The sequence below is a fragment of the Arthrobacter sp. C2 genome (assembly GCA_024207135.1).
Lineage (GTDB): Bacteria > Actinomycetota > Actinomycetes > Actinomycetales > Micrococcaceae > Paeniglutamicibacter.
Map to the genome: position 1 here is coordinate 2,396,433 of CP042428.1, position 24,583 is coordinate 2,421,015.

Sequence of the window (24,583 nt, forward strand, 5' to 3'; positions counted from 1 at the left end):
TCAGTCCAGCAGCAGCGCCGGTTCCTGCATGATGGCCGCCACGTCCGCCATGAAGCGGGCCGACAGGTCCCCGTCCACCACGCGGTGGTCGAAGGATCCGCCCAGGGTGGTGATCCAGCGCGGCACCACTGCACCGTCGACGACCCACGGCTTCTGCCGGATGGTGCCGAAGGCGACGATCGCGACCTCGCCGGGGTTGATGATCGGTGTTCCGGTGTCGATGCCCAGCACGCCGATGTTGGTCACCGTCAGGGTGCCGCCGGCCATGTCGGCCGGGGAGGTCTTGCCGGCGCGGGCGGTCTCGGCCAGGTCGTTCAGCGCGATCGCCAGCTCGCGCATGGACAGGTTCTGGGCTTCCTTGACGTTCGGGACGATCAGCCCGCGCGGCGTTGCCGCAGCGATGCCCAGGTTCATGAAGTGCTTGACCTGGATCTCGGCGCCGTTCTCGGTCTCCACCCAGGAGGCGTTGACCGAGGGGTTTCGGGCGGCCGCCCAGATGACGGCCTTGGCCAGCACCAGCAGCGGGGAAACCCGGATGCCCTCGAAGTCGCGGCTCTTCTTCAGCCGGGCCACGTACTCCATGGTCCGGGAGGCATCCACGTCCACGAAGATCGACACGTGCGGGGCGGTGAAGGCCGATTCGACCATGGCCTTGGCGGTGGCCTTGCGCACCCCGCGCACCGGGGTGCGCACGATCCGCTCGTCGAGCTCCACGCCCTGGGAAGACCAGAACATCGGGGCCGCATCACGCTCGGCCTCGCGCTGGGACTTGTAGGAGAGCACGTCGTCGCGGGTGATCTCGCCCTGGCCTCCGGTGCCGGTGACCTCGGTCAGGTCCACGCCGAGCTCCTTGGCGACCTTGCGCACCGGCGGCTTGGCCAGCACGCGGTCCACGAAGGCGGCCACGGCGGGCTTGGCCGCTGCGGTCAGCCGGGTGGAGGCCTGGCCGATCTCGGCGGCGCGGCGGGAGATGGTGTCGGCCAGCGCGGCGGGGATCGCCGGGGCACCCGGTGCGCCTGCGGCCCTGCCGGGCCTGGTCGGGGCCGGGCGGTTGGTGCGGGCGCGGCGCTTGACGGCATCGGCCTTGGGTCCCGAGCCGACCAGCGGGCCGGGTTCCTCGCTGGCGACCGGGGTGTCGGATTCGGCGATGTCGGCCACCTGGGGCACGTTGGCCAGCGGGGCCGGGCGGGAACCGGCCTCCTCCACCGTGAACAGCGCGGCACCCACGGCCAGGGTCTCGCCCTCGGCGCCGTGCAGTTCCTTGACCACCCCGGCGTAGGGGCTGGGCAGCTCGACCAGCGACTTCGCGGTCTCGATCTCCACGAAGACCTGGTTCACGGCCACGGTGTCGCCGGGCTTGACTTTCCAACTGACGATTTCGGCCTCGGTGAGGCCCTCGCCGACATCGGGAAGATTGAAGGTGCTCATCGTCTTCACTCCTTGTGAGAAACTTTGCATCTGCGGTGCGGTGGCAAAGGTGCGCACCTGCGGTTTAGTAGGCGAAGGACCGATCGAGGGCCTCGAGGACCTTGTCGATGTCGGGCAGGTACTGCTCCTCGACCTTGGCCACCGGGTAGGGCATGTGGAAGCCGCCGACGCGGATGACCGGGGCTTCCAGCGAGAGGAAGGCGCGCTCGGAGATGCGGGCGGCGATTTCCCCGCCGATGCCGCCAAAGGTGGGGGCCTCGTGCGTGACGATGAGCCGGCCGGTCTTTTCCACCGACTCGGTGATGGTGTCGAAGTCGATCGGCGAGACCGAGCGCAGGTCGATGACCTCGACGCTGCGGCCGTCCTCGCGCGCGGCCTCGGCCGCGGCCAGGGCGACGGGCACCAGCGGGCCGTAGGTGACGATGGTGGCGTCCTCGCCGGGACGGATCACCTGGGCCTTGAAGGCGTCGGCGGCCGGGTTCTCGGTGTCGACCTCGCCCTTGAGCCAGTAGCGGCGCTTGGGTTCGAAGAAGATCACCGGGTCCTGGCAGGCCGCGGCCTGCTGGATCATCCAGTAGGCGTCGTGCGCGTTGGACGGCGCCATGATGCGCAGCCCGGCGGTGTGCGCGAAGAGCGCCTCCGGGGATTCGGAGTGGTGCTCGATGGACCCGATGCCGCCGCCGTAGGGGATGCGGATGACCACGGGGGCGCCGAAGCGGCCCTCGGAGCGGGCGCGCATCTTGGCCAGCTGCGTGGTGATCTGGTTGAAGGCGGGGAAGACGAAGCCGTCGAACTGGATCTCGGCGATCGGGGCGTAGCCGCGGATGGCCATCCCGATGGAGGTGCCGATGATTCCGGCCTCGCCCAGCGGGGAGTCGATCACGCGGTCGGCTCCGTAGGTGTCGATCAGCCCGTCGGTGACGCGGTAGACCCCGCCCAGGCGTCCGATGTCCTCGCCGATCAGCAGGGACTTCGGGTTGTCGGCCAGGACCTTGTCGAGTCCGGCGGTGATGGCCTTGGCCAGGGTCATCGTGGTGGTGCTCATCGGGTGGCCCCTTCCTCGGTGGTGTCGGCGAACCCTGCTTCGTATTCCAGGTGCCACTTGAGCTCTTCCTGGATCAGCGGATGGGCCTCGGCGTAGACGTTGGCGAAGGACTGGGCGAGTTCCGGGTCAGGGAACGCCATGGCCTCGACGCGGACGCGGGTGGCCATCTCGTCGCCGTCGACGGCGACCTGCTTGAAGAACAGCTCGTCGGCCAGGTCGTTGTCCCGCAGGTGCTTTTCCAGGCGGGCCAGCGGGTCGCGGCCGACCCAGGCCTCCTCGTCGGCGTCCAGGCGGTACTTGGTGGGGTCGTCGGCGGTGGTGTGGGCGCTCATCCGGTAGGTGACCGCCTCGATCAGCACCGGGCCTTCGCCGCGGCGGGCGCGTTCAAGGGCCCAGCGGGTCACGGCCAGCACCGCCAGCACGTCGTTGCCGTCCACCCGGATTCCGGGGAAGCCGTAGCCGGCGGCGCGGTCGGCCAGCGGCACCTTGGACTGCACGTGGAACGGGACCGAGATGGCCCACTGGTTGTTCTGGCAGAAGAAGACGACCGGGGAATTGAAGCTGGCGGCGAAGACCATGGATTCATGGACCTCGCCCTCGGTGGAGGAACCGTCGCCAAAGTAGGCCACGACGGCCTCGCCGTCCTTCTCGAGGCGTTCGGCGTCCCAGCCGGCCTGGTCGCGCTGGATGCCCATGGCGTAGCCGGTGGCGTGCGGCATCTGGGCCGCAAGCACCATGGTGTACATGTGGAAGTTGTTTTCCCTCGGGTCCCAGCCGCCGTTGGAAATGCCGCGGAAGATCCGCAGCATCTGCGGGAAGTCGACATTTCGGGTCAGCGCCACGCCATGTTCGCGGTAGGTGGGGAAGATGTAGTCGGACGGGCGGGTGGCCCTTCCCGAACCGATCTGTGCCGCTTCCTGTCCACGCAGGGGAACCCACAGGGCCAGTTGCCCCTGGCGCTGCAGCGCAGTGGCTTCCTGGTCGAAGCGGCGGGTAAGTGCCATGTCGCGGTAGAACCCACGCAACATTTCCGCGTCGACATCCTGGATGTAGCTGTCGTACTCGGCGTGCGAGCGACGTTCCCCTTCGGGGGTAAGTAGCTGTATCAGCGCTTGCTCCGAGGGCTCGTGCACGGTGTTGGTCATACCGAGGGCGTCCTTACGTACATGAAATATGCCCCATGCGGAATACATTCCCCATGGGGCATATAGCGGGATTGTCTGTTCTAGCCTAGCGGTGGATTGCCGCAAACCACGACTTATCCGCCCCTAGGAAAGCGTCGGGGGTTTTGGATAGTTCCGACAAAGCTCGAGGAACCGGGTATTGGCCTCGGCTTCCCCGATGCTCACCCGGACCCCCTCGTTGCCGAAGGCACGCACTGCCAACGCTTGCTCCGAAGCCAGCTCCGCAAATTCGGCGGTATTGGCACCCAGTTGCAGCCAGACGAAGTTGCCGTCGGCGTCCGGAATCTGCCATCCGAGCTCCTGCAGCCCGGCAACCACGCGGGTGCGTTCGTCAACGACCTTTTGTACCCTTTCCACAACCTTGTCGAAGTGGGCCAGGGACGCAACAGCCGCATCCTCGGCCAGCGAGGAGACAGCGAACGGGGTGGCGACGACCCGGATGTGATTGGTGATCTCGGGATGCGAGACCGAATACCCCACACGGAGGTTGGCCAGGCTGTGGGCCTTGGAGAAGGTCCGCAGCACCATGACATTGGGGTGCCTGCGGTAGGTGTCGATCCCGTTGACTGCCAGAGGATCGCGCACAAATTCCTGGTAGGCCTCGTCGATGACGATCAACACGTTGGCGGGAACCTTGGCAATGAACGCCTCGACTTCCTCGGTGCGCAACGCCGGGCCGGTGGGGTTGTTCGGTGTGCACAGCAGGATCACCGAGGTGTTTTCGTTGACGGCCGCGGCCATGGCGTCCAGGTCGTGGCGGCCGTCCGCCAGCAGGGGAACCTGCACCGGCAGGGCCCCGGCGGTTTCCACCACGATCGGGTACGCCTCGAAGGAGCGCCAGGCAAAGACCACTTCGTCCTGCACGCCGTCGTCGTCCTGGCCGGCAAAGGTCGCCAGGATCTGGGTCAGCGCGCCGAGGGATCCGGCACCGGTGACGATGTCGTCGGCCGGGACCGACAGGAATTCCGACAGGGCATTGCGCAGCTTGGTCGAGAGCGGATCGGGATACCGGTTGATGTCGAGTTGGGCCCGGATCGCGTCCATCACCTCGGGGATCGGCGGCAGCGGATTCTCGTTCGAGGAGAGCTTGAAGGCGCTCAGGCCCGGCACCTCGCGCGGCGGCTTGCCTGCAGCATACTTGGGCATCCGACCAATAATGGTGCGGGGCTGGACCGGATCGAGGGGCGCAGGATTTTCGGTGGTCATGCCTTACAGCCTATCTGTTGCCGCCCCGGCATTCCCCATGTGTCGCATCGTTCCTGCCAAGCTTCTGGGAAGACTGTTTCACTGCCGCGGGGCCAGGATGCGGTGTGCGATTATTGGGTCCATGATTGCGTTTATCTTCCGCGTGGTGATCAACGCGCTGGCCCTTGCGGCCGCCGCGTGGGTCGTGCCCGGCATCACCGTCACCACCGCACCGTCCACCGATGCCACGTTGGGCGTGGTCTTGGCGTATCTGGTGGTGGGCTTGGTCTTTGGGCTGGTCAATGCGGTGGTGAAGCCGATCGTGAGCCTGCTGTCGCTGCCGATCACCTGCTTGACCCTTGGCTTGTTCACCTTGGTCATCAACGCCGCAATGTTGATGCTGACCTCCTGGTTGACCCAGTACCTACCCATGGGGCTGCATGTCGACAGGTTCTTTTGGGATGCCATCATCGGCTCGGTGATCATTTCCATCGTTTCGGCCCTGATGGGCTGGATCGCACCGGCCAAGCGTTGATGCACCGCGCATCGGTTCCTGCAACCGTCGGGAATTTCGCTTCCTAGTGTCCCGGGGTGATCCTGGACAGGCGCTCGCGCTTCCCGTCCTTCTTCGGCAGCTTCATTTCCGGCCTGGGTTGGCGCCCGAGGCGGAAGGAATGCACCTTCCCGCGCCGGGATTGCCCGAACAGGGTTCCCAACAGACCCAGGGACTCGATGACTCCCGGGTCCTTGGAGCCACGCAGGTCCTTGGCATGTGACTCGTAGTTCTCCAGCTTGTGGGCCTCGCCGAACCCGTCGCTGCCCAATTCGATTGATCCGTCGGGGCCGTCGAAAACGACCGTCAACCTGTTGCGTTCCTCGGGATTCCTGCTCCCGTCGGTGCCCGGAACCAAGTCGTTCCTGTCCTCCAGGTGCAGCGCGAGGGTGTCCTCGGGTATCGGGACCTGTCCCGTCGGGGAACCGAATGTGGTCAGGTACTGGAAGTCGAAGAGTTTATTCAGATGCTCGTCGTTGACGATGTTCACCGCGTGGATCCCGCCCTGGCTGTATCCGGTGACCACCACGCGGTCCCCGTCGTTGGCACCCGATTTCCGCAATGCCTCCTCGACGGACGGGATGAGGTTCTTCGAGTCGTTGCCCATCCCCTCAACAATGCCCGTGCCGTCCCAGGGATTGCCCAGTTCCGGTTCCGACTCCGTTCCCCTGATCCGGCGTACCTTCTCGTTGATGTCCTTGAGCGGATCCGACTGCGTACCCGGGATCGTCATGACATAGACAGGCCCGTCGTCGCCCTCGAACCGGGTGACCAGCAGGCTGCCCGGAGGTTCCCGCTCCGCCATCTTCTGCAGCTCTACCAGGGTTTCGATGGTCCCGTCGAATTGCACGACGCGGTCTGGCCCCTGTCCGCGGACCTTGACGGGCGCCAGGTGCAGGAGGTTCTGGTCACGCAGGAACTCGGTGAGCTGCGGGTAGAGCCGCTCGGCCAGCGGGGCCTTGAACATGCCTCCGTGCTCGGTGTCGCGCAAGAACCCCAAGGGGAATCCCAGGATGCTCGGCATCTCGTTGATCAGGTCCTCGGTGGATTGGGTACGCGGCCGGCCCTTGTTGCTGGCCAGGTCCCACATCACGGTCAGGGGCAACAGGCTTCCGCGCGCCTCGTTCATCCCGCGCTGCGCCGCGAATTCGGTTTGTTCGTAGGTGCTCCGCGCGGTGGCAACCGCCAGCGCCAGGACCCCGGCCTCCGCGGCCCGTGCGGTGCATGATCCTGCGGCCTCGGCCAGGGACTGCACGGCGCCGATGACTCGGGCCCGCAGCATCAGCGTGCCCAGCGCCAACATGGCCGCAGGGAATTGCGGGAACCTGGCCAGGAGGGAAGCGCCTTCGAGCAGTTCCGCGCCGGTCCCGGTGAGCATCGAGGTGGTTCGTTCGAGTTCGGTCAGGGTGAACCGGATGGATCCCGGTCCCCCGCGCACTTCGTATCCCATGGTGGTTTTGCCTCCTTTTTCCGTGTCCTAGAACCCTCCAAGCAATCCGCGCGGCAATCCTCCGGGGGTCACGATGGGCCCCAGGGTGCCAAGGGTGGACAAGATCGTGGACTCGAGCTCGGCCAGGTCGGACCGGGCGGACCAGATTTCACCGCGGGCCGATTCCAGCCGGGTGTCCAGGTCGGCGACCTTGGCTGCCAGTTCGGCAGCCCGGTCCCGGAACGCGCGGCCGGCCGGGGACTCCCATTCCAGGCGCAGCACCTGTTCGAGTTGTTCGCGGGCCCGATACACCGCGGCCTGGGTGGCGACCACCCGCATGAGCATTTCATCGGCAATTGCTTCGAGCATCTGTTCTGCCGCACCCCTTCCGTCTTCGTGCCGGTGGCCCGGTCGTGTTTGTTGGGTTCAACGCTGACAGCACCATGCTCCGCCGGCGGACCGATGGCCGCGACATGTGGATAACCCGGCAAGGCCGAATGCGTCAGGTATGCGACGTGCGCGGCGTCACGTCCCGGGCGCCGTGTCGATGAATCATGAAAGAATGGGCACCATGGCTGATTCCGCGCGCATTTCACTTGCATCCGAACCCCTCGCCCTTGGTGCCCTGGACGGTCGTTACCGTGCCGCCGTGGCCCCGCTGGTCGACCACCTCTCCGAAGCGGCATTGAACCGCGACCGCGTCCACGTGGAAGTCGAATGGCTGATCCACCTGACCGACAACTCCGTGCTGCCGGGCACCTCCCCGCTCACCGAGGCCCAGCGTTCCGCGCTGCGCAAGATCGTCACCGAATTCAACGCAGCGTCCGTGGCCGAGCTGGCCGAGATCGAGGCCGTCACGGTGCACGACGTGAAGGCAGTGGAGTACTACATCGGCCGCCGCCTCGAGGGCATCGGCATCGCGAACCTCACCGCACTGGTGCACTTCGGCTGCACCTCCGAGGACATCAACAACCTCTCCTACGCCCTGGGCGTCAAGGACGCGGTCATGAACGTGTGGCTGCCGGCGGCACGCACGCTGGTAGCCCAGATCACCACGATGGCCGAGGATTCCCGCGACGTGCCGATGCTCTCGCGCACCCACGGACAGCCTGCAACCCCCACCACCCTGGGCAAGGAACTTGCCGTGCTGGCCTGGCGCCTGACCCGCCAGCTGGACCGCATCGAGAAGACCGAGTTCCTGGGCAAGATCAACGGCGCCACCGGCACCTACGCCGCCCACTACGCCTCGGTGCCCGCCGCCGACTGGCAGGAAGTCTCGCGCACCTTCGTCGAGGGCCTGGGGCTGACCTGGAACCCGCTGACCACCCAGATCGAGTCGCACGACTGGCAGGCCGAGCTGTACGCGGACATGGCCCGCTTCAACAGGATCCTGCACAACCTGTGCACCGATGTGTGGAGCTACATCTCCATCGGCTACTTCGCGCAGATCCCGGTTGCGGGCGCCACGGGCTCCTCGACCATGCCGCACAAGGTCAACCCGATCCGCTTCGAAAACGCCGAGGCAAACCTGGAGATCTCCAACGGCCTGCTCGACACCCTGGGTGCCACCCTGGTGACCAGCCGCTGGCAGCGCGACCTCACGGACTCCTCCTCGCAGCGCAACATCGGCACCGCCTTCGGCCACTCGCTGCTGGCAATCTCCAACGTCGCCAAGGGCCTTGACCGCCTGGACGTAGCCGAAGACGTGCTTGCCAACGACCTGGACCACAACTGGGAGGTGCTCGGCGAGGCCATCCAGATGGTCATGCGCGCCGAGGCCATCGCCGGCATCGAGGGCATGGAAAACCCATACGAGCGCCTCAAGGACCTGACCCGCGGCCAGCGCGTCGACGCGGCCCGCATGCAGGAGTTCGTCTCCTCGCTGGGCCTGTCCACCGGGGCCGAGGCACGCCTGCTGGCGCTGACCCCGGGGTCCTACAACGGCATCGCCTCGAAGCTGGTCGACCACCTGAAGAAGTAAGCGGTTCGGTCGGGCGTTTTCCGGCACCGACCCCATGGCCCGTGGCCGCGTCCGATGTTTCGGGCGCGGCCACGGTCGTCTACACGTTTCTTCGGTCCCGGCGTCCGCGGCGATGGGCGGCAGGACGACAACCAAAGTCCATTGACGCCGGCGCCTCGCACCCCAAGTAACGGGCGCCGGCGTCAATGAATCCCCCGAGCGGGGAACCGTTGCGGCGGCCCCCTGGTTACCTTCCCTGGCCGATGTCCTGGGTGATCCAGAACTCCGCACCGGTGGGATCCGTCAGCGCGGCGTTGCGCCCAAAGGGCGTATCCTCCGCGGGCTGGATGACCGCCCCGCCCAGGGCAACAGTCTTGGCAACCACGTCATCGGCATTGTCGACCGCGAAGTACACGTGCCAGCTGGGCGGGGCACCCTCGGGCAGGAACGAACTGGCGTCCATGATGCCGGCCTTCGCGTTGTCGCCCTCCCCGAGGGTGGTGTAGCGGAATTCGTCGGTGTCGCCGACCACCGCGGTTTTCCAGCCGAAGACGTCCTGGTAGAACTTCACGGCCGAGGCGAAATCCCGGGTGAACAGTTCATGCCAGGCCGGTGCCCCGTTTTCGGCAGCCAGCTGGTATCCGGTGTGCCCGCCGAATTCCCAGATCCCGACGGCGGCGCCCGAGGCATCCCCGAACATCGCCATCTTGCCCTGGTCGGGAACTTCCATGGGCTGCAGGTAGACCTGTCCGCCGTGCTCGGCCGCGGACTTCGCCGCCGCGTCGATGTCGTCCACGCGCAGGTAGGTCGTCCAGGTGTCGGGAGAGCCGGAGGTCCCGTCGTTCTTCATGATCCCGGCGACCATCGCCTCGTCCTTGGACGCGGTGACGTAGCCGCCGTATTTCTCCTGGTCCCCGGTCTCGTAGGTCCAGCCAAAGAGCGCGTTGTAGAACTCCTTGGATTTCTCCGGGTTCGATGTCAGCAGATCGATCCAGCAGGGCGATCCGACGGGCAGCGCGGGCTTGGGCATGACGACTCCAACCAATCAACAGGGGTGCATGAATGTGGATCCACGGGCGATTCTATGCCGGTGCCCGCGCCACATCAATGGTTTCTTCCGAATACCGGTCGGTAGCTCGCGAATTCGCGGTGCGGGGCGCCGGGCCCTGCCGCCGTTGCCCGTAGCGCGGACACCCGACCACAAAGTTACGTCATGGCGTACATAGATCTACGTCATGGCGTAACATGGGATATCCGTTCCCTTCCCACCGTTCGACACCCCCGCACCGCTTAGGACCTCAATGACGAATCCTCAACGCCTCCGTGCCGCGACATCCCGCCTGCGCCGCCGTCTCACTGCGGCCCTCGCCGCGATCGCGCTCACCGCGACGCTAGCCGGCTGCGGCTCCCCCGGAACCGGACCCGCCCGGGGCGCCTCCGATCGCCCGGTCGTGCTGACCACCTTCACCGTGCTGGCCGACATCGCCCAAAACGTCGCCGGCGACAAGCTCGAGGTCCAATCCATCACCAAGGTCGGGGCCGAGATCCACGGCTACGAGCCCACGCCCCAGGACATCGCCAGGGCCTCCAAGGCCCAGCTGATCCTGGACAACGGGCTGAACCTGGAGGCCTGGTTCGGGAAGTTCGTCGCCGAGCTCGACGTGCCGCACGTGGTGCTCAGCGACGGGATCGAGGTCATGGACATCACCGAGGACGCCAACGCCGGAAAGCCCAACCCGCACGCCTGGATGAGCCCGGTGAACGTGCAGCACTACGTGGCCAACATCCGCGACGCCTTCATCGAGCTGGATCCGGAAAACCGCGAACACTACACGGCCAACGCCGGCGCCTACACCGCGCAGCTGCAGGCACTGCAGGACAACCTGGTCGCCGGGCTTTCCGGGTTGAAGGAGAACGAGCGGGCACTGGTGACCTGCGAGGGCGCCTTCTCCTACCTCGCCCGCGACGCCGGGCTGAAGGAAAAATACATCTGGGCCGTGAACGCCGAACAGCAGGCCACCCCGCGGCAGATCGTCTCGGTCATCGAATTCGTCAAGGAGCACCGGGTCCCGGCGGTCTTCTGCGAATCCACGGTCTCCGACGCCCCGATGCAGCAGGTCGTGCAGGGAACCGATGCAGCCTACGGCGGCACGCTGTTCGTCGACTCGCTCTCCGAGGCCGACGGCCCGGTCCCCAGCTACCTGGAAATGATCCGCCACGACTCCGACGTGATCCTTGAAGCACTGAGAGGGGACACCGAATGAGCACCCCGGCCGTGGACGCCACCGGCTTGACGGTGCGCTACGGCGAGGTGCTGGCCCTGGACGGGGCCAGCTTGCAGCTTTATCCCTCGCGCATCTGCGGGCTGGTGGGCATGAACGGATCGGGCAAGTCCACGCTGTTCAAGGTCATCATGGGCCTGCTCAAGCCCGAGGCCGGAACCGTGCGCATCAACGGCGGCACCCCCGCCCGTGCCCGGAAGTCCGCGGCCATCGGATACGTGCCGCAGTCCGAGGACGTGGACTGGTCCTTCCCGGTCTCTGTGCACGACGTGGTGATGATGGGACGCTACGGGCACATGGGATTCACCCGCCGGCCCGCGAAGGCCGACAAGCTGGCCGTCGCCGAGGCCCTGGAACGCGTGGAGTTGGCCGGGCATGCGCACCGGCAGATCGGGCAGCTCTCCGGCGGGCAGAAGAAGCGCGCTTTCGTCGCCCGCGGCATCGCCCAGGGCGCGTCGGTGCTGCTGCTCGACGAGCCCTTCGCCGGGGTCGACAAAAGATCCGAGGCCACCATCACCCGGCTGCTGCGCGAACAGGCCACGGCCGGGGCCGCGATCCTGGTCTCCACCCACGACCTGCACGCCCTGCCGGCGCTGGCCGACGAGGCGGTGCTCCTGATGCGGAAGGTGCTGATGCACGGGGACCCGCACACCGTGCTGCGCCCCGAAAACCTTGCCCTGGCCTTCGGCCTGGACGTCCTGGGACGGAACGAAGAATCATGAACCTGCTGGACCTCGTCATCGAACCCCTGGGCTACGGCTTCATGGTCAACGCCCTGGCCACCGCCGTGACCGCCGCGGCCGTCTGCGCGGTGCTCTCCTGCTGGCTGGTGCTCATCGGCTGGTCGCTGATGGGAGACGCGGTCTCCCACGCGGTGCTGCCGGGCGTCGTGCTGGCCTACGTGCTCGGCGTGCCATTCGCCATCGGCGCGCTGCTCTTCGGGTTCCTGGCCGTGGGCTTGATCGGCGCGGTGCGCGACACCAGCCGGATCAAGGAGGACGCGGCCATCGGCATCGTCTTTTCCACGCTTTTCGCCCTGGGCCTGGTGCTGATCTCGGTCACCCCGTCCGAGACCGACCTGGGACACATCATCTTCGGGAACCTCTTGGGCGTCTCCAAGGCCGAGCTGGTCCAGATCCTGGTCCTCGGGGCGTTGGCCCTGGCGGCGCTGCTGCTGTGGCGCCGGGACTTCACGCTCTTTGCCTTCGATGCGACCCATGCGCACGCCATCGGGTTGAACCCGCGGCTGCTGGGCGCCACGCTGCTGGGGCTGCTGGCGCTGACCAGTGTGGTGGCGCTGCAGGCGGTGGGCGTAATCCTGGTGGTGGCGATGCTGATCATCCCCGGGGCCACCGCGCACCTGCTCACCGATCGCTTCGGGCGGATGCTGCTGATCGCCCCGGCCATCTCGGTCGCCTGCTCGGTCATCGGGCTGTACGCCAGCTACTACCTGGACACCGCCTCGGGCGGCATGATCGTGCTGGTCCAGGGAGCGGTGTTCGCGCTCGTGTACCTCTTCGCCCCCGCCCAGGGGCTGCTGGGGCGCAGGATCTTCGCCTCGGTGCGCCGCCGCCGCGCCCCGGAAGCCGGGACCAGTGCGCCGGAAGGCGCGGGACCCGGGAGCTAGCCCCGCGAGACATGCAGCGCGTCGGCGGCCTGGCGGCCCAGCGTGATGCTGGCCGTGCCGTCGGCGACCAGCAGCTGCACCGCGTCGGAGAAGGGTGCGGCCTCGGCGACGACCAGGCCCACGCCCGGCACGACGCCCTGCGCGCTGAGGTATTGCAGCAGCTCCGGGTCCTCGTCGTTGATGCGTTCCACCACGACCCGGCCCCCGGGCTCCACGGTGCTCAGCAGCACCGCGTCGGGCACCGTGAGCACCCCGTCGACGCTCGGGATCGGGTCCCCGTGCGGGTCTCGGGAGGGGTGGCCCAGGAACGTGTCGAGGCGTTCGACCATGAAGTCGCTCATGGCGTGTTCCAGGTTCTCGGCCTCGTCGTGGACCTGGTCCCAGTCGTACCCCAGGTGCTCGACCAGGAAGGTCTCCAGCAGCCGGTGCCGCCGGACCATGTCCAGGGCGTACTTGCGGCCCAGTTCGGTCAGCTCCACGGCGCCGTAGCGGGCGTGGCTGACCAGGCCCTGGGTGGTCAGCTTGCGCACCGCGTCGGAGACCGAGGAAACCCGCAGCCCCGATTTCTGGGCGATGTCCGTTGCGGTGACCGGGTCGTCGGACCATTCGGACAGGCCCCAGATGACCTTCAGGTAGTTCTGCGTGCTGATGGAAAGTTCCGAAACCGACATGTGTACGAGTCTACAGAGGACACCCGCCCGGCCTTGTGCCGCAAGGGCGTGGGCTCGCCTAGATCCAGCCCTGTTCGCGGGCCAGGTGGGCCGCGGCGATGCGGTTCGCCTCCCCGGTCTTGCCGATGGCACTGGAGAGGTGGTTGCGCACCGTGCCGGCGCTCAGGTGCAGGGACGCGGCGATCTGTGCCACCGGGGCGCCGGACTGCGCACGGGACAGCACCTCGCGCTCGCGCTCGGTCAGCGGGTTGGCCCCGCTCGTCAGCGAGGTCGCGGCCAGGGCGGGGTCAACCACCCGGCCCCCGGCATGCACCCGGCGCACCGCCGCGGCCAGCTCGGAGGACGGGGTGTCCTTGACCAGGAACCCGCTGGCCCCGGCCTCGAACGCGGCCCGCAGGTACCCCGGCCGGTCGAAGGTCGTCACCATCAGCATCCTGCAACCGGGCATGGCCGCCCGCAGCATCCGTGCCGCTTCCAGCCCGTCGGTGCCCGGCATCTGGACATCCAGCAACGCCACGTCCACCCGGTGTTCGACGGCAAGTTTCGCGACCTCGGCTCCGTCACCGGCCTGGGCGACGACCTCGATGTCGGGTTCCAGGTTCAGCAGCGCGGCCAGCGCCCCGCGCACCAGCGCCTGGTCGTCGGCCAGCAGCACCCTGATGGGTGCGGCCGCGGCGGCATCTGCTGCGCTCATTCCCAGCTCACCGCAACCTTGGTGCCGCCGTGGTCCGAGTCCCCGATCTCCAGCCGCGCCCCGGCCAGCCGGGCGCGTTCGCGCATCCCGCGCATGCCGTGCCCCTCGCGGCTTCCTGCCAGCGAGTCGCCGTCGTCCTCGATGCCCAGCCTGCCGGGGGCGATGCGGATCCAGCAGGTGGTGGCGTGGGCGTGGCGCAGCACGTTGGTGGCTGCCTCGCGCAGGATCCAGGACAGCACCGTGGAGTGCGCCGGCTCGAGATCCTGCGCGTTGCCGACGAGCACGGTCTTGATCCGCGCATCGTCCAGCGCGGCGCGCACGGAGGCAAGTTCCTGGGCCAGGGTGGTGCTGCGCTGCCCGTCCAGGGTGGCGCGGATCGAGTCCAGCGCCTCAGCATTCAGCGCGCGGATCTGCCGCAGCTCGGCGCGGGCGGCGTCGACGTCGGAATCCAGCAGCCGTTCGGCGAGTTCGGCCTTCAGCCCGATCGCGGTGAGCGAGTGCCCCAGCACGTCGTGCACGTCCCGGGCCATCCGTTCCTGTTCGGCCAGCAGCGCATAGTCGAGGCGCAGGTCGTCTGCCGCGATGCCGCGCCGGATCAGCGCGGTGTTCACCGCGTTGACGACAACGAGCACCACCAGCAGGCCCAGCAGGAAGACGTAGTCGCCCAGCCCCGCGGGGATGGCGACCGACAGGGCCGCGGCGAGCACCCCGGCGTTGGTGATCCACATGCTGCGCACCGAGAGCAGGTAGGCAGCGAAGCTGATCAGGAACGGGCCGAGGCTGATGGCGTCGGCACCGAGGATCGGAAGGCTGGCGGCGGTGATCGCCAACAGGGCGCCGAAAGGGACCCAGGCGCGTCCGTGGCCGCTCGCGCTGACCCCGAGTTCCGAGCTGTAGGTGAAAAAGCCCCACAGATAGACGGCGGCGAAGGCCGCCACCAGCCCGTACCCGGCGATCTTGGCGGGCATGGGCTGCGTTGACTCGGTGATGGACAGGATCGGGAAGATGAGGAAGACAACCCAGACGGCTGCCAGCAGCCAGCCGAACTTCGACCAGAAGGAACCGGGGTCGCCCACCTCGTCGTTCACCTCCGCGCCCGGGAGCGGCGCACTGCCCAGAGGGCGAACACCGCGAAGAGAAGAGTCCATGCCACAAGGTTAGCGACAAGCATGCCCAGCGAATCGGTTCCGGCCCCCTCGCCCGCGCCGAAGCCCTCGGTCAACGGGTAGCGCACCAGCCCCGCGTAGCCGTACATCGGGGTGAACCGGGCGATGTCCAGCATGGTCCCGCTCAGCGGCATGAAGACGTTTCCGAAGAACGCGAAGAACACCATGCCCCCGCTGGCCACGCCCAGGGCGGTCTCGGACTTGAAGGCCATTCCGATGCCCAGTCCGTACAGGGCGAAGACCCCGGAGCCGAGCACCGCGATGAGGAAACTTGCGGTCCAGATCCACGGTGCGTCGGCGCGGGCGCCGGTTCCCGCCCCGACCGCGAAGACCAGCCCGGCGCAACCGGTGGCCACGATCAGGGCCACGGCCAGCTTGGAGGACACGAACCCGGCGGGCGTCATCCGCGTCAGGGCGATCTGGCGTCCCCAGCCCAACATGGCCTCGGTGGCTGCCGTGCCGGCGATGGAGGTGGTGGCCAGAGCCGCCCCGTAGGCCGCCATCGAGGACATGACGTAGAACTTCACGTTCCCGTTTCCGGCGGGTTCTCCCCCGCCGCCGAACATGTTCCCGAAAAGCAGGTACATCACCACCGGCATCAGCACCGTGAACATCAGGTTCCCGACGTCCCGGGATTGGCGGAAGAGCTCGATGCGGACATAGGTCGGGTTCATGAGTCTTCTCCGGTCAGTGCCATGAATGCCGCCTCGAGGGTCGGCGTGGTGATTTCCAGGTCGGTGGCCGCCAGTTCGTTGAGCAGCATCCGCGCCGCAGCGTCGGACTTGGGGCCGGTCACCGAAACGCGGCGGCCCTCCAGCCGCACCGAGGTGACCTGGTCCAGGGCCCGGAGCGCCGCCACGGCGGGGGCGGTCGGCCTGCCGGCCGGCAGCGTGGCGCCGACCACCCGTCCCCCGGTCATCTCGCGCAGCTGCGCGGTGGGCCCGTCGGCCAGCACCCGCCCGGCCCCGATGAGAACGGTGCGTTCGGCAAAGTCCTGCGCTTCTTCCAGGTAGTGGGTGGCGAACAGGACGGTGCGCCCGGCGACCGCGTCCTGGCGCATGGTGTCCCAGAATGCGCGGCGGGCAGAGACGTCCATCCCGGCGGTGGGTTCGTCCAGGATCAGCAGGCGCGGATCGGGCAGCAGGGCCAGGGCGAACTTGAGCCGCTGTTGCTCGCCCCCGGAGCACTTGGAGACCTTGCGCCTGGCCAGGGAGGTGATGTCGGTGCGTTCCATGACCTCGTCAATTCGCGACTTGGCACCGTGCAGCGCGGCGATGGCGGTGACGGTCTCGCGCACCGTAAGGTCGCGCAGCAGCCCGCCGGTCTGCAGGACCGCCGAGATTTCCCCGGCCTCGACGGCCGCCCGGGGCGGCTTGCAGAACACGGAGATCGTGCCGGAGGTGGGCTGGGTGAGGCCGAGCATCATGTCGATCGTGGTGGTTTTTCCGGCTCCATTGGGGCCCAGGAAGGCCACGATCTCCCCGGTGCCCACGCGCAGGTCGATCCCCGCGACGGCCTCGAGCCGGCCTTCGTTGGTGTGGAAGGACTTGCGCACGTCGCGCAGTTCCAGTGCCGTGGCACCGGGCTGCGGTGCCCGCGGCGATGCCGGTTGCTGTTCGGTCGTGGTTTTCATGCCTCCAGTCTGTCGCCTCGGGCCTGCCCGCAGAAGTCCTATAGATCATGAAATTGCCATGACAGATGTCATGACAGACATTTCCCTCGTGCCGTACTGGCAGGCTCCCGTGTCCGTGGATATCCGCGTCCAGCTGGGCCCTCGACTCGTCGACACAGCGCCTCTCAGATGGTGCTCCGTCCGGTGCCAGACCTCGAAACCCATGGGCGTCACGTCACATTCCACAAATGTGTGACGCTTCACCATGGGCTCAAAACCTCTTCTAGCGTGGGCTGGGCGGCGCCTGCGGAGCGCCGAACGGCTCGATGCATGCGGCGGGGCCGATCGCATTGGGCATGGACACAACAGACAGGCCTGTGATCGACGATCTGCACATAGATCTGGATCACGCCGTTCAGACATACTTCACCGTTGAAGGCACGAAGGAGTGACCCCTTATGACTACAGATTTCAAGCCCCCGTCGGGACCGGCGAACACGCTGGCCAAGACGCTGGGCAACCGCGATGCCCTCGCCCTGGGATTCGGGGCCATGATCGGATTTGGCTGGGTGGTGCTCACCGGTGGCTGGCTCTCCAGCGCCGGAACCATGGGTGCTGTCCTGGCCATGCTTACCGGCGGCGTCATCATGGCCATCGTCGGATTGACCTATGCCGAATTGACCTCGTCAATGCCGAAGGCGGGAGGCGAGCACAACTTCATCCTGCGCGCCCTCGGCCCCCGCCCGTCGTTCATTGGTTCCTGGGCCATCACCGGCGGCTACGTCACCATCGTGGCGTTCGAGGCCGTGGCGCTACCGCGCACCATCGAATACATCGTTCCAGGGCTGAGCCGGATCCCGCTGTGGACCATCGCCGGGTACGAGGTCCACCTCACCTGGGCACTGGTCGGCGTGGTCGCCGGAGCACTGATCACGTTGATCAATATCCTGGGCGTGAAGCAGGCTGGCATCGTGCAGACCTTCACCGTGCTCTTCCTGCTGCTGATCGGAGCGCTGCTGCTCTTCGGCTCCGTCATCGGCGGCAGCTCCGAGAACATGTTCCCGATGTTCAACAATGGGGTCAGCGGCTACTTCGCGGTGCTGATGGTGGTCCCGTTCCTCTTCATCGGCTTCGACGTCATCCCGCAGTCGGCCGAGGAGGTCAACATCCCGCCGCGCCAGGTCGGCAGGCTCGTTGTCATCGCGGTCGTCCTGGCCACCATTTGGTACATCATGGTCGTGCTGACCACCGCCTCGGCCATGCCGGCCAGCGAGCTGGTCAAGACCGACATCGCCACCGCTGATGCCATGGGCGCACTGTTCGACTCCGACATCATGGCCAAGATCCTGATCGCCGGCGGCATCGCCGGCATCCTGACCTCGTGGAACTCGTTGCTGCTCGGCGCCTCGCGCCTGGTCTTCTCGCTGGCCCGTTCCGGCATGCTGCCGGCATGGTTCGGCGCCCTGCACCCGAAGTTCCGCACCCCGCACAACGCGCTTCTGTTCATCGGCGGCATCTCGATGCTTGCACCGTTCTTCGGCGTCGAAATGCTAGGCTGGCTGGTTGACGGCGGCGCACCGAGCATCATCATTGCCTACTTCCTGGTGGCCGTGACGTTCCTGGTGCTGCGCAAGCGCGAACCGCAGATGGATCGCCCGCTGCGCATTGGAGGCAAGGGCAAGGGCGGCATCGCCATCGGCATCGCCGCCACCGTGCTGACCCTGGCGCTGTTCTCCCTGTATATGCCGGGCATGCCCGCCTCGCTGTCGTGGCAGCCGTGGCTGATTTTCTTCGTCTGGTGGGGCATGGGAGCGGTGTTCCTCTTCAAGGTTCCGGGCGGCATCAAGGCCGGCATCGACGCCGAGGAGCAGGTCATGGAGATCGTCAACGCCCGCAAGGCCAATTCCAAGTCCAGGTCCAAGAAGTAACACCCGGGCATCGCACATGCCGTGGGCGGGCACCGGATATCCGATGCCCGCCCACGGCATTTTCGAATGAAGTGCCCCGCGACAGGCCGGAACATTTGCCCCGGAGCCCAGCCACGGCCCAGCGCCCATCACCTACGCTGGGGAGGTGGTCAACTACACCTTCAAGCAATTGCAGTACTTCATCGCCGTGGCCGATGCCGGCACGATCTCCGGTGCCGCGGCCGCCTGCCACATCTCGCAGGCCGCGATGTCCCAGGCCATCGGGGAGCTCGAGCGCATCGTCGGGTCCCAGCTGCTGGTGCGGCACCGGGCCCGCGGCGTAGTGCTGACCGCGGTGGGGACACATTTCCTGCGCGACGCCAAGGAGCTGGTCAGGCACGCCGAGGAGGTCCAGGAGCTCATCGGGGAACGGCAGAGCGGCTTGGTGGGGCCGCTGAACATCGGGATGTATTCGGGGCTTTCGGCCTTCTGGCTGCCGGTGGTCTGCGAGCAATTCACCAAGCCGAACCCGGGCCTGGAGGTGCGCATCACCGAGGGAGACGGTGCCGAGCTGCAGGGGCGCCTGCTCGAGGGCTACCTCGATGCGGTGATCACCCACACCCGGCACCTGCTGCCCCGTGTGCAGCACACCCCGGTGATGAGCGGGCGCCCCTATGTGCTGCTGGCGGCCGGGCACCGGCTCGCGGGCACCGGTTCCGTGCGCCTGGCCGACCTGGCCGAGGAGGACTTCGTGTCCCTGGACATCCCCACGGTGCGCGACAACCAGCTGGTCAACCTGCGCATGTCCGGGCTGGACCCGAAGATCGCCTGGAGCAGCTCGAACTTCGAGGCGGTGCGCGGCATGGTCGCCCGCGGGCTGGGCTACACGGTGCTGGTGCAGCGCCCGCCGGCGGATGTCAGCTACGACGGGCTGCCGCTTGCCGTGCTGGAGATCGAGGGGCAGGTGGGCCACAGCGACATCTGCGTCGCCTACACGGCCGCCGAGCGGCCAAGCCTGCGGCTGCGCGCCTTCATCGAGTTCTGCGAACGGATCGGGGCCGAACGCGAGCGGGGGCCGGAGACGTCCTGAACGGACATTCCCGGCCCCCGCATCGCGGCACAGCTGGCTGGTGCTACATCTCCTCGGCGCCCAGGTCCGCGTCCTTGCCTTCCTTGACGCTGCGCATGGCCAGCGCGGCCACGATGAAGACCCCGGCCCACACGGCCCCGGCGATCCACAGCGAGCCGCCACCGAGCAGCACCAGGCCGGTGACGATCATCGGGGTGAAGCCCGCACCGAGGGTCGACGAGAGCTGGTAGACCAGCGAGGCCCCGGTGTAGCGGATGCGCGTGGGGAACAGCTCGGCGGTGAAGGCACCGAACGGCCCGAAGATGGTGCCCTGGATGACGCCGTTGGCCAGGAAAAGCGCGATCGCGAAGAGCCACAGCTCGCCCAGTTGCAGCATCCACATGATCGGCAGCGCGAGCACGGCTCCGGCGATGATGCCGAACATCATCACCGGGCGGCGGCCCAGCTTGTCCGAGTAGCGGGCGGCAAACCACACCGCCACGATGGTCAGGGTGGCGCCCACGGCCTTGATGTTGAGCACCGCGGTGCGGTCCATGCCGGCTTCCTCCACCACGTAGGAGATGGCCCAGACCGTCATGATTCCCTGCACGGTGTAGGAGCTCATGCCCACCAGCGTGCCCATGAGCACGGACTTCGGGTACTTGGTCAGCACCTGCAGCAGCGGGATCTTCTTCTCCGCGGCCTTGCCCTCCAGGGCCAGGAACAGCGGGGATTCGGTGACCTTCAGGCGGATGACCAGGCCGATGGCAACCAGGCCCAGGCTGGCGATGAAGGGGATGCGCCAGCCCCAGGCCAGGAACTGCTCGGTGGGCAGCGTGGAAACGGCGGAGACGGCAAGGGTAGCCAGCACCGCGCCGGCCGGACCGCCCATGTTTGCGAAGCTGGCGGCGAAGCCGCGGCGTTCCTTGGGTGCGTGTTCCAGTGCCATGAGCATGGCCCCGCCCCATTCCCCGCCCACGGCCAGGCCCTGGATGACGCGCAGGGTGATAAGTGCGATCGGGGCAATGACACCGACCTGTGCGGTGGGCGGCAGCAGGCCGATGATGGTCGAGGCGACGCCCATCATCACCATGGAGGTGATCAGCACGCCCTTGCGGCCCAGTTTGTCTCCGTAGTGCCCGAAGATGATGCCGCCCAGCGGGCGGGCCAGGTAGCCCACCGCGAGCGTGGCGAAGGAGGCGAAGAGCGCCACTGCGGGTGACTGGTTGACGAAGAAGACCTTGTTGAACACCAGCGACGCGGCGGTGGCGTAAAGGATGAAGTCGTAGAACTCGATGGCGCTGCCGATGAAGGAGGAGGCCAGGATCCTTCGCATGTGCGGATCGTTCAACGACGGAACGGCGATCTCTGCCGACTGCCCGGCCGATGTCTTGAGGTGGGTCATGGCGCAACCATCAATTCTGTGTGAGCGCGGCTAAAGGAAATGGTATCGAGGTCATCGGGAACCAGGAAGGTCCCGGAGAAATCCCTGGCGTGGGCGAGCCACGTGGAGACCGGTGTGGTCCCTGGCACCAGGTGGTGCAGGGCCAGGGTGCGGGCCCCGGCACGTTCGGCCAGCTCGATGGCCTGGGCCGCCGAGGTGTGCGAGAGGCGGTGGTGGTCCATCGAGGCGGCAGCGGCCTCGGTGCCGATGCTCCCGTAGCTGCGCTGGACCCAGTCGAAGTCGATGGCCTCGTGCAGCAGCAGGTCGGTGTCGCGGGCCAGCCGCACGAGGTTCTCGCACGGTGCGGTGTCCCCGGAGATTGTCACGGAACCCTCGGCGGTGTCGAAGCGGAAGGCGAAGGCCGGGGCGATCGGCGGGTGTTTGACCAGGGTCGCGGTCACGGTGACCAGCTCGTCCCGGTAGATCTCGAAGGGCTCGAAACCCTCCGGGGTCGGGTTCGCATTGGGGTGGTAGCCGCTTCCGGCGGGGATCGCGATGTCCGAGGCGATGAAGTGGTCCAGCGGGGAAGGACGCAGCGCGTCGATCACCCGGTCGTTCAAGTCGGTTCCATAGGCCTGCATGAGGTGGCTGAACATGTCCGCGGTGCCCGGGGTCGGGTTTTCCGGATACAGCGGGGTCGGCGGGACCTGGGCACGCGAGGAGGCCGGCGGCAGGGCGCCGCGGTCGCCGGGGCCGATGATGTGGACCGGTGCCTGGCCGGGGGTGATGGTGAAGAGCCCGAAGATCGCCAGCGACGCCAGGTCGATGGTGTGGTCGGAGTGCAGGTGCGTCAGGAAGATCCCGCGCAGGTTCGCGGTGCTGAACCCGGCCTTCATGAGCTGGTTTCCCACGCCGGTCCCGGCGTCCACCAGGTACACGGCGTCACCGACGACCACTGCGGTGGCGATGCCTGCACGCTTGCCGGCGTTTTCGCCGGTCCACCAACGCGGGCCGCCGGCCGTGCCCAGGGTTACGACGCGGGGTTTCAGGGAAGTGCCTTGCACGTGTGATGCTCCTTATGCGGAAAGAATGAGATGTCCTTCACACAAGGATGTAGCCTCGCGGCACATACGTAAAACTGTTTTTATCGATTCCAATCCCCGGTTTTGCCTATACTGGGCCGTTTCCTTCCTTCACCCGATGGAGCGGGCCCCCAATTCGGTCAGGCGCACCGCACGCAACCCGTCATAACGGCTGATCCGCGTCAATGCCTCGGTTCCCCACAAATCCTCAAAGTCATCCATCGCGAATGCGGGATCGACGTAGCGCACATCAACCATTCCGAGCGTCGCCGCGTATTCAAGGAGCAAGGCCATCAGGTAACGCCTGTCCACGAATCCCTCGAAATCAACGTGGTCATACCCGAGGCTGCCGTACTGGGGATCTTCGACATACAGCTTGAACGCAGCAAAGTCGTTGCGCGCCACGGTGAAGTGCGAGCCAACGTGGATGGAGGCGTTGAACGCCTGGGTCACCATGGTGAACTCGCTGGTGGAGAGCACTTTCAGGACCTCCGCCGCCATGAACCTGCGGTTCTTCAACCCGGAGAGCGTGTTGGTCCGTTTCTGCCCCTTGATGGCCTCGATCCGGGACAGCTCGTCGATCACCCCGCCGCGGACCCACCGGTCCCACAGTCCCAGCAGCACCTCGTCCGGGTCCTTCTTGAGTGCGGCTCGGCCGCGTGCGGTGAGTTCGAGCTTGGTTCCGGCTGCCAGTCCGCCGGCCTGCAGCAGCAGCGGCCAAGCGAAGGACGCGATGTGCTCATCGGCGTAGAAGTCACCTCCCGGCAAGGCCTCGGCCAGCAGGCGCATGGTTGCGGCCGACGGCTTCTTGGTCGCTGCGCTGCAACGCACCTGGCCGCCCTCCACCAGCATCAACATGGTATGCAGTTGTTCCCGAGCACGCTCCCGGGTCTTCAATTCAATTTCGGCAGTCATGTCATCCACTCTTCCAATGTTCCATGCCCAGGCCTCCGCGTCCACGCAACCGCCCGCTCCCGTGCGTCGATCCGTTGTACTGTGGTGAGCAGTTGCCCCCCGTCAAGAATGCGAGCCGTCGTGCCCAAGAAGAAGAAATCCCCAACCAAGGCCAAACAGGGACACCCGGGCCGCGCCGCGGCAGCCGCGAACATCGTGAGCATCGACGAGTTCCGTGCCCGCAACACCGGTGACGAGGTGGCCGCGGGGTTCATGAAGTGGGTGCGCGCCAACACCGAGCTGCTGCAGCTGGGCGATCCGTTGCCGGTGCTGCGCGCCTTCCTGGAAAACCACGGGGCCTCCGCCCGGACCTCGGTCACCACCGTGCTGGAGCCCTCTGCAACGCAGGTCGCCCTGGGCAAGTACGTCTACGACCACCCGGATGAGGACTTCGACTTCGTCCTGCATGTGGTGGTCGGATACCTGCTCTACCTCGACGATTCCGACCTGTGGAGCGGCAGCGACGAATTGTTCGAAGAGGTGCAGGAAGCCCTGCTCGAAGCCCTGGACGATGACTCCGATGAAGAATTCGACGACCGCGTCTTCGATGTTCCGGCGCTGACCCGGTCCCAGACCCGCGACTCCCTGCTCGCCCTGCCGCTGGCCACGCACCTGCAGGCATTTATCGCGTGGTTCGGGAACAAGCGCGATGTGACCTCCACCGGCCTGCTCACGCGCAAGGACATCCAGGGGGCGGCCGCGGCCCTCGGTGTTGCCGCCCAGGGTGTGGGCAGCCTGCCACAAGGCACCTCCCCCGACCAGGGCGCACCCCTGCAGGTGACCAGTGCCCAGCAGATCCCCCAGCTGGACCTGCTCTGGGACTCCCTGCTCCGCATCGGCCTGGTCGAGGTGGGTTCGCGGCATGCCATCATGAATCATCCCTTGGAATCGCTGGAGGGGACGGCCCGCGAGGACATGCTGATGCACCTTCTTCGGGACGTGGCGCTGAGCCTGTACATGCAGCTCAATGCCACTGCCGCCGCCACGGGGTTTGGCGACGAAGACCCCGAGGACGGGGATGCGAACCTCTTCGACAACATGCTCAGCACGATCCTGCTCGATGCGGGAACCGAGGAGGGGATCGAGTCCGGGCAACTTGCGGAGGCCCTTGCGACGCTTGAACGCGCCGAATTGGACGAAGGCTCCTTGACCGAACTCTCGGTGGACCTGCTGGTTGCCGAAGGCCTGCTCGAGCGCGACACCCACATCCGGGTTCCCGACGTACTCAAGAAGCTCGTCGCCTTCGCCGTGGCGGAACCGTCCGGGCTGGAGATCAACTACGAGGACCCCCGGGACGAGGACCTGGCCTACCTGGGCGCAGCGGACTGACCCGCGGCCCATGCGCACCGCC

General features: G+C 66.9%; 23 protein-coding genes. 8 read left to right on the plus strand and 15 right to left on the minus strand.

Translation table 11 applies throughout. The features are described 5' to 3' along the window. The 4 genes from FPY90_RS11220 to FPY90_RS11235 all read right to left on the minus strand — a co-directional run bounded on the left by FPY90_RS11220 (position 1) and on the right by FPY90_RS11235 (position 4,863). The gene (locus FPY90_RS11220; protein WP_498681013.1) at positions 1-1,428 is read right to left on the minus strand and encodes a dihydrolipoamide acetyltransferase family protein; all 1,428 of its coding nucleotides are present in this window, start codon (positions 1,426-1,428) and stop codon (positions 1-3) included. Between the two features lie 64 nt (positions 1,429-1,492). Further along, positions 1,493-2,473, minus strand: coding sequence for an alpha-ketoacid dehydrogenase subunit beta (locus FPY90_RS11225; RefSeq protein ID WP_498681015.1), 981 nt, complete (start codon positions 2,471-2,473; stop codon positions 1,493-1,495). Continuing rightward, the gene (locus tag FPY90_RS11230; protein ID WP_071214125.1) at positions 2,470-3,618 is read right to left on the minus strand and encodes a thiamine pyrophosphate-dependent dehydrogenase E1 component subunit alpha; all 1,149 of its coding nucleotides are present in this window, start codon (positions 3,616-3,618) and stop codon (positions 2,470-2,472) included. The genes FPY90_RS11225 and FPY90_RS11230 overlap by 4 nt, the downstream gene beginning before the upstream one ends. Before the next feature lie 123 nt (positions 3,619-3,741). Next, positions 3,742-4,863 carry a histidinol-phosphate transaminase gene (locus tag FPY90_RS11235; protein ID WP_498681017.1) on the minus strand — a complete coding sequence of 374 codons (1,122 nt, stop codon included), beginning with the start codon at positions 4,861-4,863 and terminating at the stop codon, positions 3,742-3,744. A gap of 121 nt (positions 4,864-4,984) precedes the next feature. On the opposite strand from FPY90_RS11235, the gene FPY90_RS11240 reads away from it, so the two are divergent. Continuing rightward, positions 4,985-5,377 carry a phage holin family protein gene (locus tag FPY90_RS11240; protein ID WP_498681019.1) on the plus strand — a complete coding sequence of 131 codons (393 nt, stop codon included), beginning with the start codon at positions 4,985-4,987 and terminating at the stop codon, positions 5,375-5,377. Positions 5,378-5,420: 43 nt separating this feature from the next. Here the strand turns inward: FPY90_RS11240 and FPY90_RS11245 are convergent, their stop codons facing one another. Continuing rightward, positions 5,421-6,845, minus strand: coding sequence for a hypothetical protein (locus FPY90_RS11245; protein WP_498681021.1), 1,425 nt, complete (start codon positions 6,843-6,845; stop codon positions 5,421-5,423). Between the two features lie 27 nt (positions 6,846-6,872). Beyond that, positions 6,873-7,193 carry a hypothetical protein gene (locus tag FPY90_RS11250; RefSeq protein WP_071214129.1) on the minus strand — a complete coding sequence of 107 codons (321 nt, stop codon included), beginning with the start codon at positions 7,191-7,193 and terminating at the stop codon, positions 6,873-6,875. 202 nt (positions 7,194-7,395) lie between these two features. On the opposite strand from FPY90_RS11250, the gene purB reads away from it, so the two are divergent. Further along, on the plus strand, positions 7,396-8,805 hold the full coding sequence (purB, locus tag FPY90_RS11255) for an adenylosuccinate lyase (protein WP_498681023.1): 1,410 nt from the start codon (positions 7,396-7,398) through the stop codon (positions 8,803-8,805). Positions 8,806-9,031: 226 nt separating this feature from the next. Here the strand turns inward: purB and FPY90_RS11260 are convergent, their stop codons facing one another. Then, positions 9,032-9,814, minus strand: a complete 783-nt coding sequence (locus tag FPY90_RS11260) for a VOC family protein (protein WP_498681026.1) — start codon at positions 9,812-9,814, stop codon at positions 9,032-9,034. Positions 9,815-10,085: 271 nt separating this feature from the next. Between FPY90_RS11260 and FPY90_RS11265 the strand changes: the two genes are divergently transcribed. Genes FPY90_RS11265 through FPY90_RS11275 form a run of 3 tightly spaced genes read left to right on the plus strand, consistent with a single transcriptional unit; the run spans position 10,086 to position 12,693 of the window. Continuing rightward, positions 10,086-11,048 carry a metal ABC transporter substrate-binding protein gene (locus FPY90_RS11265; RefSeq protein WP_498681028.1) on the plus strand — a complete coding sequence of 321 codons (963 nt, stop codon included), beginning with the start codon at positions 10,086-10,088 and terminating at the stop codon, positions 11,046-11,048. Then, positions 11,045-11,788, plus strand: a complete 744-nt coding sequence (locus FPY90_RS11270; protein WP_498681029.1) for a metal ABC transporter ATP-binding protein — start codon at positions 11,045-11,047, stop codon at positions 11,786-11,788. Before FPY90_RS11265 ends, FPY90_RS11270 begins: the two co-directional genes overlap by 4 nt. Continuing rightward, a complete protein-coding gene (locus FPY90_RS11275) occupies positions 11,785-12,693 on the plus strand; it encodes a metal ABC transporter permease (RefSeq protein WP_498681030.1) in 909 nt (302 codons plus the stop codon). The genes FPY90_RS11270 and FPY90_RS11275 overlap by 4 nt, the downstream gene beginning before the upstream one ends. Here FPY90_RS11275 and FPY90_RS11280 read toward each other — a convergent pair. The 5 genes from FPY90_RS11280 to FPY90_RS11300 are packed head-to-tail and all read right to left on the minus strand — an operon-like array spanning position 12,690 to position 16,857. Beyond that, entirely contained in the window at positions 12,690-13,364 is a 675-nt protein-coding gene (locus tag FPY90_RS11280) for a metal-dependent transcriptional regulator (RefSeq protein WP_498681032.1), read from the minus strand. The genes FPY90_RS11275 and FPY90_RS11280 overlap by 4 nt on opposite strands. A gap of 58 nt (positions 13,365-13,422) precedes the next feature. Further along, positions 13,423-14,058: a response regulator transcription factor gene (locus FPY90_RS11285; RefSeq protein ID WP_071214136.1), complete on the minus strand. Its 636-nt coding sequence runs from the start codon at positions 14,056-14,058 to the stop codon at positions 13,423-13,425. Further along, positions 14,055-15,206 (minus strand): sensor histidine kinase, encoded by a 1,152-nt coding sequence (locus tag FPY90_RS11290; RefSeq protein WP_498681034.1) that lies wholly within the window; start codon positions 15,204-15,206, stop codon positions 14,055-14,057. Before FPY90_RS11290 ends, FPY90_RS11285 begins: the two co-directional genes overlap by 4 nt. Beyond that, a complete protein-coding gene (locus FPY90_RS11295; RefSeq protein ID WP_071214138.1) occupies positions 15,143-15,898 on the minus strand; it encodes an ABC transporter permease in 756 nt (251 codons plus the stop codon). The genes FPY90_RS11290 and FPY90_RS11295 overlap by 64 nt, the downstream gene beginning before the upstream one ends. Next, on the minus strand, positions 15,895-16,857 hold the full coding sequence (locus tag FPY90_RS11300; RefSeq protein WP_498681036.1) for an ABC transporter ATP-binding protein: 963 nt from the start codon (positions 16,855-16,857) through the stop codon (positions 15,895-15,897). The genes FPY90_RS11295 and FPY90_RS11300 overlap by 4 nt, the downstream gene beginning before the upstream one ends. Before the next feature lie 437 nt (positions 16,858-17,294). On the opposite strand from FPY90_RS11300, the gene FPY90_RS11305 reads away from it, so the two are divergent. Together FPY90_RS11305 and FPY90_RS11310 are read left to right on the plus strand one after the other, a co-directional pair. Next, entirely contained in the window at positions 17,295-18,764 is a 1,470-nt protein-coding gene (locus FPY90_RS11305; RefSeq protein WP_498681038.1) for an APC family permease, read from the plus strand. Positions 18,765-18,909: 145 nt separating this feature from the next. Beyond that, entirely contained in the window at positions 18,910-19,833 is a 924-nt protein-coding gene (locus FPY90_RS11310; RefSeq protein ID WP_498681040.1) for a LysR family transcriptional regulator, read from the plus strand. Positions 19,834-19,876: 43 nt separating this feature from the next. Here FPY90_RS11310 and FPY90_RS11315 read toward each other — a convergent pair whose 3' ends face one another. The 3 genes from FPY90_RS11315 to FPY90_RS11325 all read right to left on the minus strand — a co-directional run bounded on the left by FPY90_RS11315 (position 19,877) and on the right by FPY90_RS11325 (position 23,193). Then, entirely contained in the window at positions 19,877-21,217 is a 1,341-nt protein-coding gene (locus FPY90_RS11315; RefSeq protein ID WP_498681042.1) for an MFS transporter, read from the minus strand. Further along, positions 21,214-22,260 carry an MBL fold metallo-hydrolase gene (locus FPY90_RS11320; protein ID WP_498681044.1) on the minus strand — a complete coding sequence of 349 codons (1,047 nt, stop codon included), beginning with the start codon at positions 22,258-22,260 and terminating at the stop codon, positions 21,214-21,216. Before FPY90_RS11320 ends, FPY90_RS11315 begins: the two co-directional genes overlap by 4 nt. Before the next feature lie 129 nt (positions 22,261-22,389). Beyond that, on the minus strand, positions 22,390-23,193 hold the full coding sequence (locus FPY90_RS11325) for a hypothetical protein (RefSeq protein ID WP_498681045.1): 804 nt from the start codon (positions 23,191-23,193) through the stop codon (positions 22,390-22,392). Between the two features lie 120 nt (positions 23,194-23,313). On the opposite strand from FPY90_RS11325, the gene FPY90_RS11330 reads away from it, so the two are divergent. Continuing rightward, positions 23,314-24,561, plus strand: coding sequence for a hypothetical protein (locus tag FPY90_RS11330; RefSeq protein WP_498681047.1), 1,248 nt, complete (start codon positions 23,314-23,316; stop codon positions 24,559-24,561). The last annotated feature ends 22 nt before the right edge of the window (positions 24,562-24,583 follow it).